Source organism: Bacillus hominis (assembly GCF_030348325.1).
In the GTDB taxonomy this organism is placed as follows: Bacteria; Bacillota; Bacilli; order Bacillales; family Bacillaceae_G; genus Bacillus_A; species Bacillus_A hominis.
On record NZ_JAUCFS010000005.1, the window covers coordinates 2,686,105 to 2,702,798 of the forward strand.

Annotated in this window: 12 protein-coding genes and 1 other annotated feature; of the genes, 4 read left to right on the forward strand and 8 right to left on the reverse strand. The window is 35.1% G+C overall.

Annotated features, from left to right (window positions below):
• Nucleotides 1-11: 11 nt before the first annotated feature.
• Entirely contained in the window at nucleotides 12-1,055 is a 1,044-nt protein-coding gene (locus QUF93_RS16460; RefSeq protein WP_289359484.1) for an ArsR/SmtB family transcription factor, read from the reverse strand.
• 354 nt (nucleotides 1,056-1,409) lie between these two features.
• Between QUF93_RS16460 and QUF93_RS16465 the strand changes: the two genes are divergently transcribed.
• A complete protein-coding gene (locus QUF93_RS16465) occupies nucleotides 1,410-1,901 on the forward strand; it encodes a DinB family protein (RefSeq protein WP_289359485.1) in 492 nt (163 codons plus the stop codon).
• 221 nt (nucleotides 1,902-2,122) lie between these two features.
• Here the strand turns inward: QUF93_RS16465 and QUF93_RS16470 are convergent, their stop codons facing one another.
• Nucleotides 2,123-4,414 (reverse strand): glycoside hydrolase family 3 C-terminal domain-containing protein, encoded by a 2,292-nt coding sequence (locus tag QUF93_RS16470; RefSeq protein WP_289359486.1) that lies wholly within the window; start codon nucleotides 4,412-4,414, stop codon nucleotides 2,123-2,125.
• A 247-nt stretch (nucleotides 4,415-4,661) separates the two neighbouring features.
• Between QUF93_RS16470 and QUF93_RS16475 the strand changes: the two genes are divergently transcribed.
• Both QUF93_RS16475 and QUF93_RS16480 read left to right on the forward strand, forming a co-directional pair.
• Entirely contained in the window at nucleotides 4,662-5,897 is a 1,236-nt protein-coding gene (locus QUF93_RS16475; protein WP_289359487.1) for a helix-turn-helix domain-containing protein, read from the forward strand.
• A 214-nt stretch (nucleotides 5,898-6,111) separates the two neighbouring features.
• Nucleotides 6,112-7,305 carry a purine nucleoside transport protein NupG gene (locus tag QUF93_RS16480; protein WP_289359488.1) on the forward strand — a complete coding sequence of 398 codons (1,194 nt, stop codon included), beginning with the start codon at nucleotides 6,112-6,114 and terminating at the stop codon, nucleotides 7,303-7,305.
• Between the two features lie 67 nt (nucleotides 7,306-7,372).
• Here QUF93_RS16480 and QUF93_RS16485 read toward each other — a convergent pair whose 3' ends face one another.
• Nucleotides 7,373-8,620 (reverse strand): glutamate-5-semialdehyde dehydrogenase, encoded by a 1,248-nt coding sequence (locus QUF93_RS16485; protein WP_289359489.1) that lies wholly within the window; start codon nucleotides 8,618-8,620, stop codon nucleotides 7,373-7,375.
• A gap of 16 nt (nucleotides 8,621-8,636) precedes the next feature.
• Complete coding sequence (proB, locus tag QUF93_RS16490; RefSeq protein WP_289359490.1) at nucleotides 8,637-9,740, reverse strand: glutamate 5-kinase; 1,104 nt, start codon at nucleotides 9,738-9,740, stop codon at nucleotides 8,637-8,639.
• Nucleotides 9,741-9,885: 145 nt separating this feature from the next.
• Nucleotides 9,886-10,096: a binding site (T-box leader), on the reverse strand.
• A gap of 340 nt (nucleotides 10,097-10,436) precedes the next feature.
• On the opposite strand from proB, the gene proC reads away from it, so the two are divergent.
• Nucleotides 10,437-11,255 (forward strand): pyrroline-5-carboxylate reductase, encoded by an 819-nt coding sequence (proC, locus tag QUF93_RS16495; RefSeq protein ID WP_289359491.1) that lies wholly within the window; start codon nucleotides 10,437-10,439, stop codon nucleotides 11,253-11,255.
• A 440-nt stretch (nucleotides 11,256-11,695) separates the two neighbouring features.
• Here proC and desA read toward each other — a convergent pair whose 3' ends face one another.
• The 4 genes from desA to QUF93_RS16515 all read right to left on the reverse strand — a co-directional run bounded on the left by desA (nucleotide 11,696) and on the right by QUF93_RS16515 (nucleotide 16,686).
• A complete protein-coding gene (gene desA / locus QUF93_RS16500) occupies nucleotides 11,696-12,727 on the reverse strand; it encodes a Delta(5) desaturase DesA (RefSeq protein WP_289359492.1) in 1,032 nt (343 codons plus the stop codon).
• A gap of 648 nt (nucleotides 12,728-13,375) precedes the next feature.
• Nucleotides 13,376-14,494 carry an ABC transporter ATP-binding protein gene (locus QUF93_RS16505; protein WP_289359493.1) on the reverse strand — a complete coding sequence of 373 codons (1,119 nt, stop codon included), beginning with the start codon at nucleotides 14,492-14,494 and terminating at the stop codon, nucleotides 13,376-13,378.
• A gap of 64 nt (nucleotides 14,495-14,558) precedes the next feature.
• Nucleotides 14,559-15,266 carry an HAD family hydrolase gene (locus tag QUF93_RS16510; RefSeq protein WP_289359494.1) on the reverse strand — a complete coding sequence of 236 codons (708 nt, stop codon included), beginning with the start codon at nucleotides 15,264-15,266 and terminating at the stop codon, nucleotides 14,559-14,561.
• The gene (locus tag QUF93_RS16515) at nucleotides 15,259-16,686 is read right to left on the reverse strand and encodes a CehA/McbA family metallohydrolase (RefSeq protein ID WP_289359495.1); all 1,428 of its coding nucleotides are present in this window, start codon (nucleotides 16,684-16,686) and stop codon (nucleotides 15,259-15,261) included. Before QUF93_RS16515 ends, QUF93_RS16510 begins: the two co-directional genes overlap by 8 nt.
• Nucleotides 16,687-16,694: the final 8 nt, after the last annotated feature.

Consider the following 16,694-nt stretch of genomic DNA (forward strand, 5'->3'; position numbering starts at 1 on the left):
CTCGTTGTATATTATCTATTTAAAAATACTTCTAATTCTTTCGCTAAAGACTGGACTGCTTTCTTTCTCAACACATATTTGCCGTCATGAATATCAACTAACTTTGCGGAACGTAATAATTTTAAGTGGTGATGTACTGTTGATTTCCCAAGTTGTAATCTTTCCGTTATTTCTTGCAGCGTACGCTCTTGTTCAAATAGTAGTTTTACGATACGGAGCCTTGCCTCATCCCCGAGCGCCTTATGTTTATGTACTAAAAAATAGCTCGGCTCATATGGGTCTTCCGGATGTATACTTTCGTTTGCGACCGGATAATGAAACACTTTCGTATCTTCAATATCTGCTTCGATGTTCCACGGCCTATATGTTATTTGCGGAATAAGGAGTACGTAATGCACACTTGGCTCTGGCATATATATAACTCCACCTGTTGCCCACTCAACAAACTCTTCCGGTTTCATCTTTTTATTCATTTCAATCTTTGCTTCATAATCTCTCTCTATTATAGAGAGTAGTCGCTCCTCCTCTTTCTTAATAACACCCTCATACCATCCTGTCATAACATTAATTAAATGCCTCTTTAATAACTGGACGTCTACATTACATATAAACTCAATATACGTAGAAAAAAATTGATGTTCATGCGTTAGCTCCACTAGTTCTTGTACAGCTGAAACTTCACCGCTAGCTGCTAAACGTCTTTTCGCCTGATACATCTCTCCTAAAAACGGTAAACATATATATTTCAAATCTTCTTCTGAAAATGCATCAATATTTGCAATAAACTGTGATAATTTCTTATAGTCTCCCTCATACAATAACTGAAGCAATGCTTTCCACGTATTATGTTCTTCGACAAACTGTAAATGCTCTCTCATCTCTTCTGATAATGATTGTCTTATTTCTTCCCATTCGCTTTGAGATTTTTCAAGCGTGTCTATTAACCTCTTATGAGTAATTGCTGCTATGCCAAGTGCACATTCGAAAAGTATCGAATACTTCATTTGAACGTTGTATGTTTCCCTTTTTCTACTCGTTACGTGAAAGACTTCCATTTTATCCCCTCCTTATTTGCTATGTATTAAATTCTACATTTATCGAATTATACCTTCTAAATTTTTAGAATTTTGAAACATCCCGAAATTTATCCCGATACAATTTTTAAAATTTAAGCTGCAGTTGATTTTCTTGTTCAACTATGAGGCAGGTTTCTTGAAGAGAAAGGAGAATTTAGTGCAGTAAGAAAAATGATTTAGAAAGCATAAGTTTATTTATGCAATTGCTACAACGGCGTCATATTGTTCTTTTAGAAACTTCCAAATATCAATCAGATGATAAGTATGTACGTTTCTACCTAATTTCTCTAACACTTATTGTTCGTCTATCTCATAGTTAAGGAGGCTATACGAATGAGTAAAAAAGAAATGTTGCAAAATGGAGTCAAGCAAGTTTTTTACGAAGAAGAATGGTACCCACCGATATCAGAAGCGTTAAAGAATCTTACCGCTGCACAAGCATGTTGGCAACCAGAAGGAAAGGCCAGTAATACGATTTGGGAAAATGCAAACCATTTACTAACCTTTAAAGAGCGCTTACTTTCCCGCTTACATCAAGATGACACATTTGTTGCTCCACAAAATAATGATGACACGTTTGTCCAAGGTGGACCTAATGATGAGGATGCTTGGCAGCAAACAGTGAAGCGAACGCTTCAAGTACATGATGCCTTACAATCTTCATTAACATCCCTTCAAGAAGCAGAACTGGATCAACCAAGTCCTTCTCTACCGGTTTGGCAACAATATATGAATATCCTATTGCACGATGCTTATCATACAGGTCAAATTATACAAATTCGTAAACTCCAAGGTTCGTGGCCATCTCATCGTTCCTATTTATAAACGCTGATTAAAGATGATAGACAAGCATATGATTCTATATTTAGCAGAATAAGTACAAAAAAAGAAAATGAGATTCTAACTCTCATTTTCTTTTTTTTGTTGGAGAAACGTCCTACATAAAACTTTAATCAGTGAGATTTTGTCCATCCCTCACTGGTTATTAACCCAAACCACTCGGGCATTTCCGGGCCATTAATACGGGATAAAAAGTTCATTCACACCTATCGATTCATCTGCGCATCGTTCAATAGCCCAATGATTTCACTCAACATTTCTTCTGTGAAAGCACCTGCACTAAAATTTACTAATGCTCGTAATGGCATATAGTTCAGCATAGCATCCATCATTTCAGAGGCATCACTATCCCCTTCAGTCATACTACCAAACGGGCTATCTTTTAATGCTTTTTCCATAAGTCCTTTTGCGATTGGTGCTAAAATTGGGTCCGCAAATATGTCCCCTAGTAAAGTATTACGATGTACTGGTTTTCGAATTATAGTCGTTGATTGAATATACACGTTATCTTGTAAAACGATCTCTTTTGAAGACTTTCCTACTAAAATTTCAAATTCACCTGTTTCCACATGCCAGTCCTTCAATTCAACATTATAATAAGCAAATGACCTTTTATTTAAAGTAAAGTTAACTGTTTTTTCTTCTCCCGGCTGCAATTCTACTTTTTCAAATCCTTTTAGCTCTTTTTCAGGACGAGTCATACTGCTTTCAACATCTTTTATATAAAGCTGAACAATTTCTTTCCCCGCCGTACTACCAGTATTTTTCACGTTAACACTGACAGAAACAGTCTCCGTATCCTTTATTTCTTTCTTATTTATTGAGAGATTACTATACTCAAAATTTGTATAGCTTAACCCAAAACCAAATGGGAACAACGGTTTAATATTTTTCGCATCGTAATAACGGTATCCGACGAACATACCTTCTTTGTATTCCACTTTGTCAACTTCACCAGGGAAGTTTAAGTAAGACGGATTATCGCTTAAAACTTTTGGGAATGTTTCTGCTAATTTTCCGCTTGGGTTCGCATCACCAAATAATAAATCAGCAATTGCTCCGCCTAATGCTTGGCCACCTAAATATCCTTCAAGTATTCCTTTTACTTTACCTATCCATGGCATTTCAATTGGAGCACCATTACTTAAAACTACAACGATATTACTTTGAACTTCAGCGATAGCCTCAATTAATTGCACGTGATTTTCTGGCATCTGTAAATGTTTCCGATCAAATCCTTCAGATTCATAACGATCTGGAAGTCCAACGAAAAGGACCGCTGTATCTGCTCGCTCTGCTATTTTTTTCGCTTCATTAACCATGCTTTCATTTACATCATCACTAGCAATATCATAGCCTTGGGCAAATAATATGTTCGTTTTTTCACCTGATACAGTTTCAATTTCTTCGAGAATACTTTCAAGTTTTGTTGGATTAATATGAGAGCTTCCGCCGCCTTGAAAACGTGGTTGCTTTGCAAATCCTCCAATTACCGCTACCGTTCCCTCTTTTTTCAGCGGAAGAATGGAATCTTCATTTTGTAACATAACCATACTTTCACTTGCAACTTCTCTTGCAAGCTGATGATGTGTGTCCTTACTATATACAGCGTTTTCTAATTGGTTATCATAAGCTTTAAAAATAATGTAAAGTAGTCGTTCTACTGCTTGATCAAGCTTTTCTACAGATAGCTCACCACAGTTAACTGCGTCGACAATTTTCTTCTCACCAATTCCAAAGCTTGAAGGCATTTCTAACTCCAAACCGTTAGCTAAACTTGCAACACGCTCATTTACTGCACCCCAATCAGAAACGACAAAACCTTCAAATCCCCATTCATCTTTTAAAATATCATTTAATAAATAGCTATTTTCCGAAGCGTATTCACCATTTACCTTGTTGTAAGCGCTCATTACTGTCCAAGGCTGTGCTTCCTTAATGACATCTTCAAAGCTAGCAAGATAGATTTCGCGCAATGTTCTTTCATCGACAATTGCATCTATAGACATTCTACGATGCTCCTGATTATTAGCAGCGAAATGTTTTAATGACGTTCCAATTCCTTGACTTTGTACGCCTTTAACATGATTTGCAGCCATTTGTGATGATAAATACGGGTCCTCTGAAAAATATTCAAAGTTTCTTCCGCATAACGGCGAACGTTTAATATTTGCGCCTGGTCCAAGGAGAACACCTACATTTTCAGCCTGACATTCTTCTCCTAATGCAACTCCTACTTGTTTTATTAAGTCTTTATTCCATGTACTTGCTAATCCTACTGCTGAAGGGAAACAAGTCGATGGAATACTGTCATAAATCCCTAAATGATCTGCCCCCTCTGCCTGTTTTCTAAGCCCGTGTGGCCCATCAGTTACCATAATGGAAGGAATCCCTAATCGCTCAATTCCTTTTGTATTCCAAAAGTCTAATCCAGAACATAGACTTGCCTTTTCCTCTAATGTCATTTGTGAAATGATATTCTTAATATCCCTTTTCATGATAGCCCTCCTAAAAAATAATTAAGTAAACGCTTTCTTATCGTTATTATAGTTATTATTATTTAGATATTATGGTATATTTTTTAGAATACTGGTAAAAATTTTAGCTGATTATATTTGTGGTTACTTTGCAGAGTAACCATGAGCTGTACCCTCTTATTGTAAAACCTTTGCTTAAGAGAGGAGTTTATGTTGCTTTTAATTTGTACACTTATCGGCTGATGTTTAATGAATAGAGGTTAAAATAATGAATTGCTCCAAACTTGAAGATTTATATTATATTTGTAAGCTGGTCTTTGACATACATAAAACACCTATCTTTTTCATTGATAACAAGGGAGATTTGGCATTTGAAAGCTCGCCCAATTTTCAGCATAACCCGTTGTATTCTTCAAAAGAGGCGTTATTTAATCAACTATTTAGTGGAAATGCACCCTATACTTTTCCGGTACTTGAAGAGACTGCCTTTCTTGAAAATTTTTTCTCAATTAACTTACGTTTAAACGATCAACTGAGTGGGAATATCATCGTTGGACCAGTCCTTTATTCCAGGTTATCAGAAATCTCAATTAAAGGAATCGTTAATGATCTTCAACTAAAAATAGACAAAGAGGAAATGATTCGATATTATCAATCTCTCCCTGTTTTAAGCAACTTGAAGTTTTTAAATATAAGTATGGTTCTTTATTACATGCTGTATCAACAAAAATTAGATGTTGCTGATATTTTGCAAAAAAATATACTGTTAAAAAAGGATGATTTTGAGATTGAACAGCCCGATATACAAATATCGGAGCAACGTCAAAGTACATTAACTCATATCGATCCACTAGTTGAAAGGAAAATATTTGAGTGTATTAAAGAAGGAAAAAAGGATGATTTAATTCAAAACCTAAGAAGATTACCTGAATCAGGAGCTCTTGGGGTGTTATCAAAAACAAGTCACCTGCGAAGCCAGAAGAATTCTGCTATCGCAGCAATTACACTTGCGACTAGATCGGCTATAGATGGTGGACTATTCCCTGAAATCGCATATACCCTCAGTGATTTATTTATTCAAAAACTCGAAGAAATAAAAAAAAGTGAAGCCATTTCCCCATTTTTGGAGAATGCTTTACTTGAGTTCTCAGAACGAGTTAAAAATGGGAAGATGCAAAAACATTCAAAACCCATAAACATATGTCAAAATTATATATTTACTCACCTTTACGAAGATATTACACTATCCCATCTAGCAGAAATAGTCGCATTAAATCCTAGTTATCTATCTTCCCTTTTCAAAAAAGAAGTAGGAATTTCATTAGGCGAATATATTCAACATGCTAAGATAAATGAGTCAAAAAGCTTAATGGCCTATACAAAACATTCTATATCCGAAATCTCCACACTATTAAATTTCCATGACCAAAGTCACTTTACAAAGGTCTTTAAAAAACATACTGGTATTTCACCTAAACAATTTAAAAATGGATGCAATTATTAGTTGTCCTTCGTTCCGTCAATATATTTATTTTGTTGCTTTACATTACTAATAAATATACTTTATAAAGTGAAAAAACATTAATTTTTAGTACATTAATTGAAATAGATTGATCCCAAACATAATTTACATTCTTCATAACTTCTGATCATAATCCAAATTTGGAAGAATAGAGGCTTTTTTATATACAAATAATAAGCCTCAAGGAGTTGTTGATATGCATTTTATATTAAATATGTTAGGGATTTTCGTTGTCATATTAATCGTTTTCCTATGTTCGCCTAATAAAAGAAAAATAAAATGGAGACCAATCGTTATTCTCATCATATTGGAGCTTTTTATTACGTGGTTTATGTTAGGCACAAAATTGGGCAGTATTATCATTAATAAAATTGCGTCATTTTTCAGTTGGTTACTATCATGTGCGAATGAAGGAATTCGATTTGCATTTCCTTCAGCTATGGAAAATCAAACAGTTGATTTCTTCTTTAGCGCATTACTTCCGATCATTTTTGTTATCACTTTCTTTGATATTCTCTCGTATTTTGGAATCTTAACTTGGATTATTGATAAAGTTGGTGCGATTATTTCAAAGATTTCTCGTTTACCAAAGTTAGAAAGCTTCTTTTCCATTCAAATGATGTTTTTGGGAAATACGGAAGCACTTGCAGTTGTTCGTGATCAATTATCTGTGTTAAAAGAAAATCGTTTGTTGACTTTTGGAATTATGAGTATGAGTAGCGTCAGCGGATCCATTCTTGGTGCTTATCTATCAATGGTTCCAGCAACGTATATTTTCAGCGCTATTCCTTTAAACTGTATAAACGCATTAATTTTAGCCAATGTTTTAAATCCTATTGAAGTTACGAAAGAAGAAGATGTTATTTATAAACCTTCAAAAAATGAAAAAAAAGATTTCTTTTCTACTATTTCAAACAGTATGTTAGTCGGGATGAATATGGTTATCGTTATTTTAGCTATGGTAATTGGATATGTAGCTTTAACAGCATGTTTAAATGGGATTTTGAGCTTTTTTGTAACAGGATTAACAATTCAAAAAATCTTCTCAATTATCTTTAGTCCCTTCGCTTTTTTACTCGGTTTATCAGGAAAAGATGCTATGTATGTAGCTGAACTAATGGGGATTAAAATAACAACGAATGAATTTGTTGCCATGATGGATTTAAAATCAAATTTAAAGTCTTTACAACCTCATACGATTGCCGTTGCAACAACGTTTCTAGCTTCTTTTGCTAACTTTAGTACAGTAGGTATGATTTACGGAACTTTCAATTCATTATTTGGCGGGGGAAAATCAGCAATAATCGGTAAAAATGTTTGGAAACTTCTTGTGAGCGGGATGGCTGTTTCTTTATTAAGTGCTATGCTTGTAGGGCTTTTTGTGTGGTAAATGAATAATTGTAATAACAAAAGACACTCAAACTGAATTGGGTGTCTTCATATTATTACTTGTTCTTTTATTTTCGAATCTGTCCATTTCCACGAATCACATATTTTGTAGAAGTCAATGCAGGAAGCCCCATTGGCCCCCTTACATGTAGCTTTTGTGTACTGATACCAATTTCTGCGCCGAATCCGAATTCAGATCCATCTGTAAAACGAGTCGATGCATTATGGTAAAGCGCCGCGGCATCAACAGATGTGAAAAACTTGCTGACGTTTTCCTCGTTTTCTGTAATAATCGCTTCGGAATGCATGGATCCATACGTATTTATGTGATGAATCGCTTCTTCAACTGAAGAAACCACTTTAACTGCCAGCGTGAGAGATAAAAATTCTGTTTCCCAGTCCTCTTCTGAAGCTAATGCAATAGATGAATCAATTGCCAATGCATTCTTATCACCACGTATCTCCACGCCTCTTTCCTTCAAGGAAGAAAACAATTCGCTACCAAATTGCTGCGCCCACTTCTCATGAAGTATAATCGTTTCAATCGCATTACATACAGATGGACGTTGCGTTTTTGCGTTTATAATAATATTAAATGCCATTTGTTTATCCGCTGTTTCATCAATGAAAATATGACAATTTCCCGCACCTGTTTCAAGTACTGGAACAGACGCTTCTCTCACTACAGTATCGATTAACTGCTTGCCACCTCTTGGGATAAGAACGTCCAAGTACTCATTTAATGTAAACAACTGCTTTGCACTATCTCGCGTTGTATCTTCTATGAGCTGTACGCTTTCTGGAGGCAAGCTCGTTTGTTTGAGCGCTCGGTGAATTACAGCAACGATCGCTTTATTAGAATGAATAGCAGAAGAACTACCACGCAGTATTACTGCGTTTCCTGTTTTCAAACAAATTGTAGCAGCATCCACTGTCACATTCGGCCTTGCCTCGTAAATCATCCCGACAACACCAAGTGGTACACGCATCTCCTGAATAGATAGTCCATTTGGTCGTTCCCATGCACTTACACATTCTCCAACAGGATCACGTAAATCAATTAACTGCTTAATACCCTCTGTCATATCAACAATACGCTGCTCAGTCAGCATAAGGCGATCAAGGAGTGAATGAGAAAATCCTTTCTCCTTACCTTCTTCAATATCCCGTTTGTTTTCTTCTAAAATATAAGCTGTTTCTACTATCAGCTGATTAGCAATTGCAGCAAGTGCTTCATTTTTTTGATCTGTAGTTTTAAGCACAAGTTCTCTAGCAACCTCTTTTGCTTTTATCCCCTTTGCCAACACTTCATTCATTTTCATTTCCTCCTTTTTAAAGTGAAACCCAATGATCCCTATGGATGACTTCATAACTATGTCTCTCGCCTCTTACTTGAATATCTTGGCTTTGCATACCTTTTACATCTCTTAGTTCCTCTGCACTATATGTGCATTGTCCTTTTCCTATTACGCGCCCTTGTTGCGTTACAACCTCTACAACTTCACCCACTTGGAAAAATCCTGATACATTCGTAACACCAGCTGGAAGTAAACTCTTACCATGCTGAATGATGGCAGTAGCCGCCCCAGCATCTACTTCAATTTGTCCGCTAACAAGCGAATGCAAGGCAATCCATTGCTTGTTCATCTTAATTACTTTTTGAGGAGCATTACCGATATACGTTCCATCACCTTTGCCCTTCAAAACATCTAAAAACTTCTCCTGTCCACGTCCTGTTCCGATAAATACACTTACTCCAAGAGATAGTGCCGTCTTTGCAGCATCGATTTTTGATTTCATACCGCCAGTCCCAAGTTTTGAACCAGCATCTCCAGTAAGAGAAGCAATTTCTTCTGTTACCTCAGGAAGGAAATAATATTTTTTCGCGTCCGCATTTTTTTGAGGATTTTGGTCATATAAACCGTTCACATCGGTAAAAATCATAAGTATATCCGCCGACACAAGTCCGCTTACTAAAGCTGACAGCATATCATTATCACCGAACGTCAGCTCCTCTAAAGAAATGGAATCATTTTCATTGATTATAGGAAGAGCGGAACGGTTTAGTAACTCTCCTAAAGTAGCGTAAGCGTTACTGTATTGTTCTTTTCTAGAAAAATCACTTCTCGTTAGTAAAAGTTGTGCAGTAACGATACCGTATTTACGGAATTCCTCCGTGTACGCCTGCATTAATAAACTTTGTCCGACAGCTGCTGCAGCCTGTTTCCCTTTAATTGTCACAGGTCTGCTAGGATACCCTAGAGCAGAAAAACCTGCAGCGACGGCTCCTGATGTAATTAACAAAACTTCATGCCCTTCCTGTTTCAGTCGTGCCAATGCGGCAACGTGATCTGAAAGTTGTTCTTTAGAGATGCCTCCATGACTCGCTGCCAAGGAACTGCTCCCAATCTTTACAACAATTCGTTGTTTTTTCACTTTTATATCCCCCAAGTCTAAAATCAAAGTTTTTTATCAATCACACTTTTATTCATACAATTTGCTGCTATGTCTCTTCTCATCAATGCTGCACCTATCGTATTAGAGGACAAAATAAAAATGACCGCTTCGCCCTTAATAAAATAAAAAGGACGAAACGGTCATTGTTCCGCGGTACCACCTTAATTGATATACATAGATATCCACTTGGTGCCTATAACGCAGGCGAACGCCTAAACTTTCATTTAAGACTCAGAGATAGGTTCGATATATTCTATGCGAGGAATCTTTCAGCCGGTGAATTCCACTCTCTTTCGCAAGAAGACATATGTACTATTTCCCTTCAACGATTTTCGGTTTAATTTTTTTATATTATGCGATATAGTTTGATTTGGTGTCAAGTAGTATTTTTAAAAATAAATAGAGCCGCAAGTTACTTGTATGAAATTATTGATCTACTGAATGAAAATACAAATCGATATAATATTAAGTCATATACATAAATATAAAACCTTAAATTATAGTGTATATATTTACATAATGTCGAATATAATTGATTTTTAACTTTTGGTGTTGCAAAAAGGAATATATTCTCTTAGAATGTTTCTTTATATTGCATGAAGATATCATTATTATTTTAGAATAACAATATCAGACCGATATAATTTATGATAAAAGGAGCAAGATTGAGTTATTATGGACAAACAAATTGGATTTATCGGATGCGGAAATATGGGGATGGCTATAATTGGTGGGATGCTAAACAAAAATATAGTGTCTTCTAATAAAATCATTTGTTCAGATTTAAACACGACGAATTTAAAAAATGCTAGTGAACAATATGGACTAACTACAACTACTGACAACAATGAAGTCGCTAAAAATGCTGATATTTTAATTTTATCAATTAAACCAGACTTATATTCTTCAGTAATTAACGAAGTAAAAGAGCAGATAAAAGACGATGCTATAGTCGTAACAATCGCTGCTGGAAAAAGCATCCAAAGTACAGAGGAATCTTTTGATAAAAAATTAAAGGTTGTAAGAGTAATGCCTAATACACCTGCTCTTGTTGGAGAAGGAATGTCTGCATTATGCCCTAATGAAATGGTTACAGAAAAAGATTTAGAAGATGTGCTAAACATTTTCAATAGCTTTGGTCAAACAGAGATTGTAAGTGAAAAATTAATGGACGTTGTAACATCTGTAAGTGGCTCTTCACCAGCATACGTATATATGATTATAGAAGCGATGGCAGATGCTGCTGTACTAGATGGTATGCCAAGAAATCAAGCATATAAATTCGCGGCCCAAGCTGTATTAGGCTCTGCAAAAATGGTACTGGACACAGGAATGCATCCAGGTGCATTGAAAGATATGGTTTGTTCTCCAGGCGGGACAACAATAGAAGCTGTAGCAATATTAGAGGAAAAAGGCTTACGAACAGCCATCATTTCAGCTATGCAACGTTGTACGCAAAAGTCTGTTGAACTATCTGGACAAACGAAAAAGTAATAAATATATGTAAAGGAGATCACTTTAACTAACTATATTTAAATAGTGGTTTACATACTCCCCCACTGTTAATAAAAGATAAACGGACAAATTCATGAATAATTGAATTTGTCCGTTTATCTTTTTATTATCTTAAAATAATTTAATAACTCATATTGTCATTTTTTTTTGCAGATTAAAGTACTCTTGTTATTACGATAACATCATTTTCATGTCTATTGAAATATTATCAGAGACTAAGCGTAATATCAGATGTTCCCCATGGTTAACATAATATATTTACCGTCTTCTTTTATTAATTCCTTTGCATGAGTATGTTCTATCCTCCGCAAATACAATTTGAATCATTTAAGTTTGCTGCTTATCGGGCATTTACCATTTAAACAAAGACTCCCCTTAAATCAAAAATGATTAAGGGGAGTCATTCATATACGATGAAGTTATAGTTCAGATTTCACTTGAATAGAAACATTGTTTTTCACTAATTTTTTGAGGTCTTTAAAGCTAACAAAATTGTTACTTTGCTCATCCCAAAGACGGAAACGGATTGACCGCAAGCTAGTAGCAAGAGTAATCGTTGGTACATTTTTTAAAGGAAGCGTATTATTGTGTGCCTCTTCTAGCTTATAGTTAGGTACTCTTGGACTTAAATGGTGAACATGATGATATCCAATATTACCAGTTAGAAATTGCAGAATTTTTGGAAGTTTATAAAAAGAACTTCCTTCCACTGCCGCTTTCACATATTCCCACTCTTTATCTTCTTCAAAATAAGAATCCTCAAATGTGTGCTGTACGTAAAACAACCAAATACCTATTGAACCTGCTATTAAGAATATGGAACCATGTACTAAAAGAAACGATTGCCATCCGATTGCCCAGCAAAGTAATCCTACTAAAGCAACGATTAAAACATTCGTCAAATAGGTGTTCATACGTTCTTTTTTTCTAGCACCTTTTCGGTTAAATCTATTTTTAAGCAGGAAAACATAAATCGGACCTAACCCAAACATAACCAATGGGTTGCGATATAAACGATATGCTAAACGGAGTCTAAATGGCGCTGCTAAATATTCGTTCACTGTAAGCGTCCAAATATCTCCTGTACCTCGCTTATCCAAATTACCACTTGTAGCGTGATGAATGGAATGCTCATGCCCCCATTGATCAAACGGGAATAAAGTTAAAACACCCATACACGTACCAACTATTCTATTTGCACGTCGACTTTTAAAAAAAGAATAATGGGTGCAATCATGAAAAATAATGAAAATTCGTGTCATAAATCCAGCGGCTAATAGAGATGGAACTAATACTAACCAATAAGAAACGGACAAACTTTTATAAGCAAGGTACCATAAAATAATAAATGGTACTATTGTGTTGATAAGTTGCCAAACACTTTTTTTTATCGTTGATTTTTCAAAAGGAGCAACTTGTTTTTTTAAATTTTTAGTATTTTGTAAGGTCATTTTCTCTAATTCCTTTCCTTTATGTTGCTAATTCATATTATAACAGAAGAGAATCGAAATTGTTAGTAGTAGGTATTATGTTCAGGGTATAATTTTTTTCCAGAGTGATAGCAAATGAACCTATTTAGTTTGGTGAAGTTCAAGCTGAGGACGGTTATGTACCATCCTTTACAATGGGGATAAGCTCTTATAATGGAAGACTTAGATTTACGATTGGTTATCATACGCTGGATACATCAAAAAAAAATAGACCAATTTAAAGTGTAGTTAATCAACTATCCTAATTGTAATAATCATTACCAAAATAAAAGCTACTAACATATTAGTCATATACAATATGTTAGTAGCTTGATATTTCAAGTGTTTTTTTGAATTTATTTCTTGATAACGTACACTAAGCGATCTTTTATATAAAAAAGCCGATTTCCCGTAATCTAAAGGATAATCGGCCGTGTTACTATGCATTTATTTGTAGTAGTTGTAGCAATTCTAAAAGCATAATCATATTAATTATTATCTATAAAGTGAAACTTTAATCAGAGGGGAGTTTTTCCATCCCCTCTGATTATTAGCCCTCACCAATCGGGCTTTTACGGGCAGTTACCTCCCGCCTAACTTCTCGTATTCACCGAATTTTGAGGTGGGCGTTTACTGTCCGTTAATGCGGGATAAAACAATCCGTTTCTCAGTTTCTGAATCGAAATAATGAACTTTGTCCATATTTAAACCGAGCTCTATATTTGATTGACTTTGTACATCTAAAGAAGTGTCCACACGAGCTACAAAGGATTGGCCATTAATATTAGAATATAGATATGTTTCTGCCCCCATTAATTCTGCTACATCAATCGGTACTGTTACTTTTGCGTTATATGATAAAGCCTCGATTGCTTTTCCATAATAAAAGTCTTCTGGACGTATTCCTATTATGATTTCTTTATTCGTATAGCCGTTATTTCGCAAGCCTTTCATCTTCTCTTCCGGCACTTCAATTTTCCACTTATCAATCATAACTGCATTATCTGTTAATACTCCTTTGAAAAAATTCATTCCAGGAGAACCAATGAATCCGCCAACAAATACATTCTCTGGATTATCATACACTTCTTTCGGTGTACCGACTTGTTGTACAATACCATCTTTTAGCACAACTAGGCGCGTTGCCATCGTCATAGCTTCTATTTGATCGTGTGTAACATACACAGTTGTTGTTTGCAGGTGCTTGTGTAATTTTGTAATCTCAGCACGCATTTGAACGCGCAATTTCGCATCTAAGTTTGATAAAGGCTCGTCCATTAAAAATACCTTTGCATTTCGAACAATCGCTCGACCTAAGGCAACACGCTGGCGCTGCCCACCTGAAAGTGCTTTTGGCTTTCGGCTTAAATACTGCTCAAGCCCAAGAATTTTTGCTGCATGTTGCACACGCTTATCAATTTCTTCTTTACTATACTTTCGTAGTTTTAATCCAAATGCCATGTTTTCATACACACTCATATGCGGATAAAGTGCATAGTTTTGAAACACCATTGCAATATCTCTATCTTTCGGCGAAATATCATTTACACGTTTTCCGTCAATATAAAAGTCTCCCTCTGAAATCTCCTCAAGTCCTGCAATCATACGTAATGTTGTAGATTTCCCACACCCTGAAGGGCCAACCAAAACGATAAATTCTCCATCATTTACTTCTAGGTTAAAATCTTTTACGATTGTCACATCATGATCATATTTTTTGTAAATGTTTTTGAATGATAGTTGAGCCATAATATCCTCCTAGAATTCGAGCTGTTTTTATAAATACTGTTTTTGAAAATACTCAGGGCACGTTTTATAAAATCTTCGAAATATCCTTCATACTGTCTAAAATATAATCCGCTTTCCCTTCTAAATCTTCCTTCCTGCTCGCACCCGATAAGACGCCCACTACTTTAATGTTACTATTTCTCGCAAATGTAACGTCTGTTAATGTATCACCTACCATTAGCACATCTTCTTCAGTTAATGAAAATTTTTCTTTAAACATATGATAAAAGTCACTTTCAGGTTTTGTTCTATTCACACCGTCATCTGCACCTAAAAAATCTACATAATCATATAACTCAGTCATTTTTAGAGAATGAATCGCTGCATCAACATCGTCTGCCGTAACAACCCCAATAATATATTCATTGTCTTTTAAATATCGTAACGTTTCCTTTGCACCTTCCACTTCTGTAAATACAAGATCATCTGCTGTAGAGTACTTTTTAAATAGAAGACATACATTTTGAATAAAATCTTCTTTATTCACATATTGATTTTCTAATAACGAATACCATGCAGCCGCAATAAAGTAATTTGTGCGACAAGCTAGTAAACTCGTACTCTCAAAATCGTTATCATTCATACCAATAATCGATAAGTAATCATCTCGTTTACTTTTTTCATTTGGATACGTTTGAAATATATCATCTAACACACGATGCACAATTTTGTACCAAACTGAATCTAACTGTATTAATGTTCCATCTTTATCAAAAATAATTGCTTTATTCACCTTTTATTCCCCCTATAACTTCATTCCATGTTTTTATATTTTTATACTGAACTTTATTATGAATAGGATTAATAAACGCTACTAACTCGTCCTCTTCCCATCCTTCAACTCTAGCGTACATCCCTTCATTTAAAGAAAATGCAAAAGTTACGTTGCTGCCAGATTTTTGTTCAATCATTTGCCCATTTATTATTAGTCTCCACTCACACAGTTTGTCAGAAGAAATGTTGTAAATAATATTTCCTTTAGCCTCATCACCGACATAAATCGTTTCACCCTCATTTTGAATGTCTATCGCTAATTTTCTAAATCGAGAGAAATAAATTCTTCCGTTTTTGATCGCAAATTTTAAGTTTTTAATTGATAAACCGTTACATAATACATATGTTCCTGGATCACCGTAAATTGATGGGTCTTTTGATCCTGGGAAGGTTTTAGACGGATGTAAATGAGAATCACTTCCTCCTATTCCCCAGATTTTAAGACCATTTGACCACATTTGATCGAAACAACGCAAAGCTTCTAAAGTAGATGATTTACTTTTTTTATAAGTTGGATCACACATAATTTCCATCGTATGAACATTTTCTAAGTTAATATTCACTTGGTTCGCCCAAGGCTTCATAAACGGATGATTCACACTCAATACATAACCTTTTTCTTTCATGAGTGAAAATAGTGCATTCATTTTTTCAGCGCTAAATGCTTCATCTACATACTTTGTAAAATCAACGTATTCCCTCATACCAAAAATGTTGTAATGGCCGTAAGGAGTTGTAAGTTCCATAGATGGTATAATTAATGTGTTTCCTTTTTGATACGATGGCATAACAATATTGTGCTCCGTCGCATATAAAAAATCTAATTCTTGTTTTTCACATACTTGCATTCCAAGTTCATCATCTATCTCGCCGTCTGTTAAATCTGTATGTTCATGAAAATCCCCTTTGTACCAGCGATGTTCTTCATTTACTACCTTATTAAAACGGTCTTCATTAATAAAAACATTTCCCTTACAAAAATGATCTCTATTATACTTTCGTTCCAACAGATCATTCACTACTATATTTACTGTGTAGTCAACTTTTTCTCCGGTAAACTTTACTGCTTTCTTTGCACAATGAGGAATATAGACGACTTCTAATTCCCAATTACCTGACTCTATTTCTCCTCCAATACAACCAGCAGAGCAAAACATTGAATCTTTCGAAACGATTAGTTTTTCATTTACAATTGGAGTTTGATATTGTATACGTACATAACCGTTAGGGTCTCTCAAAATTAATAATAGCGGGATTTTCCGGCTGTCCCCTTGATCAATAGTTAATGTGAAATTTTTAATATCAATTTCATCCATTTGGAAACAATGTTTATTTTTTACGAATGGAGAAAGTGTTATCATACTTGTTATTTCGATCATCATTCTCA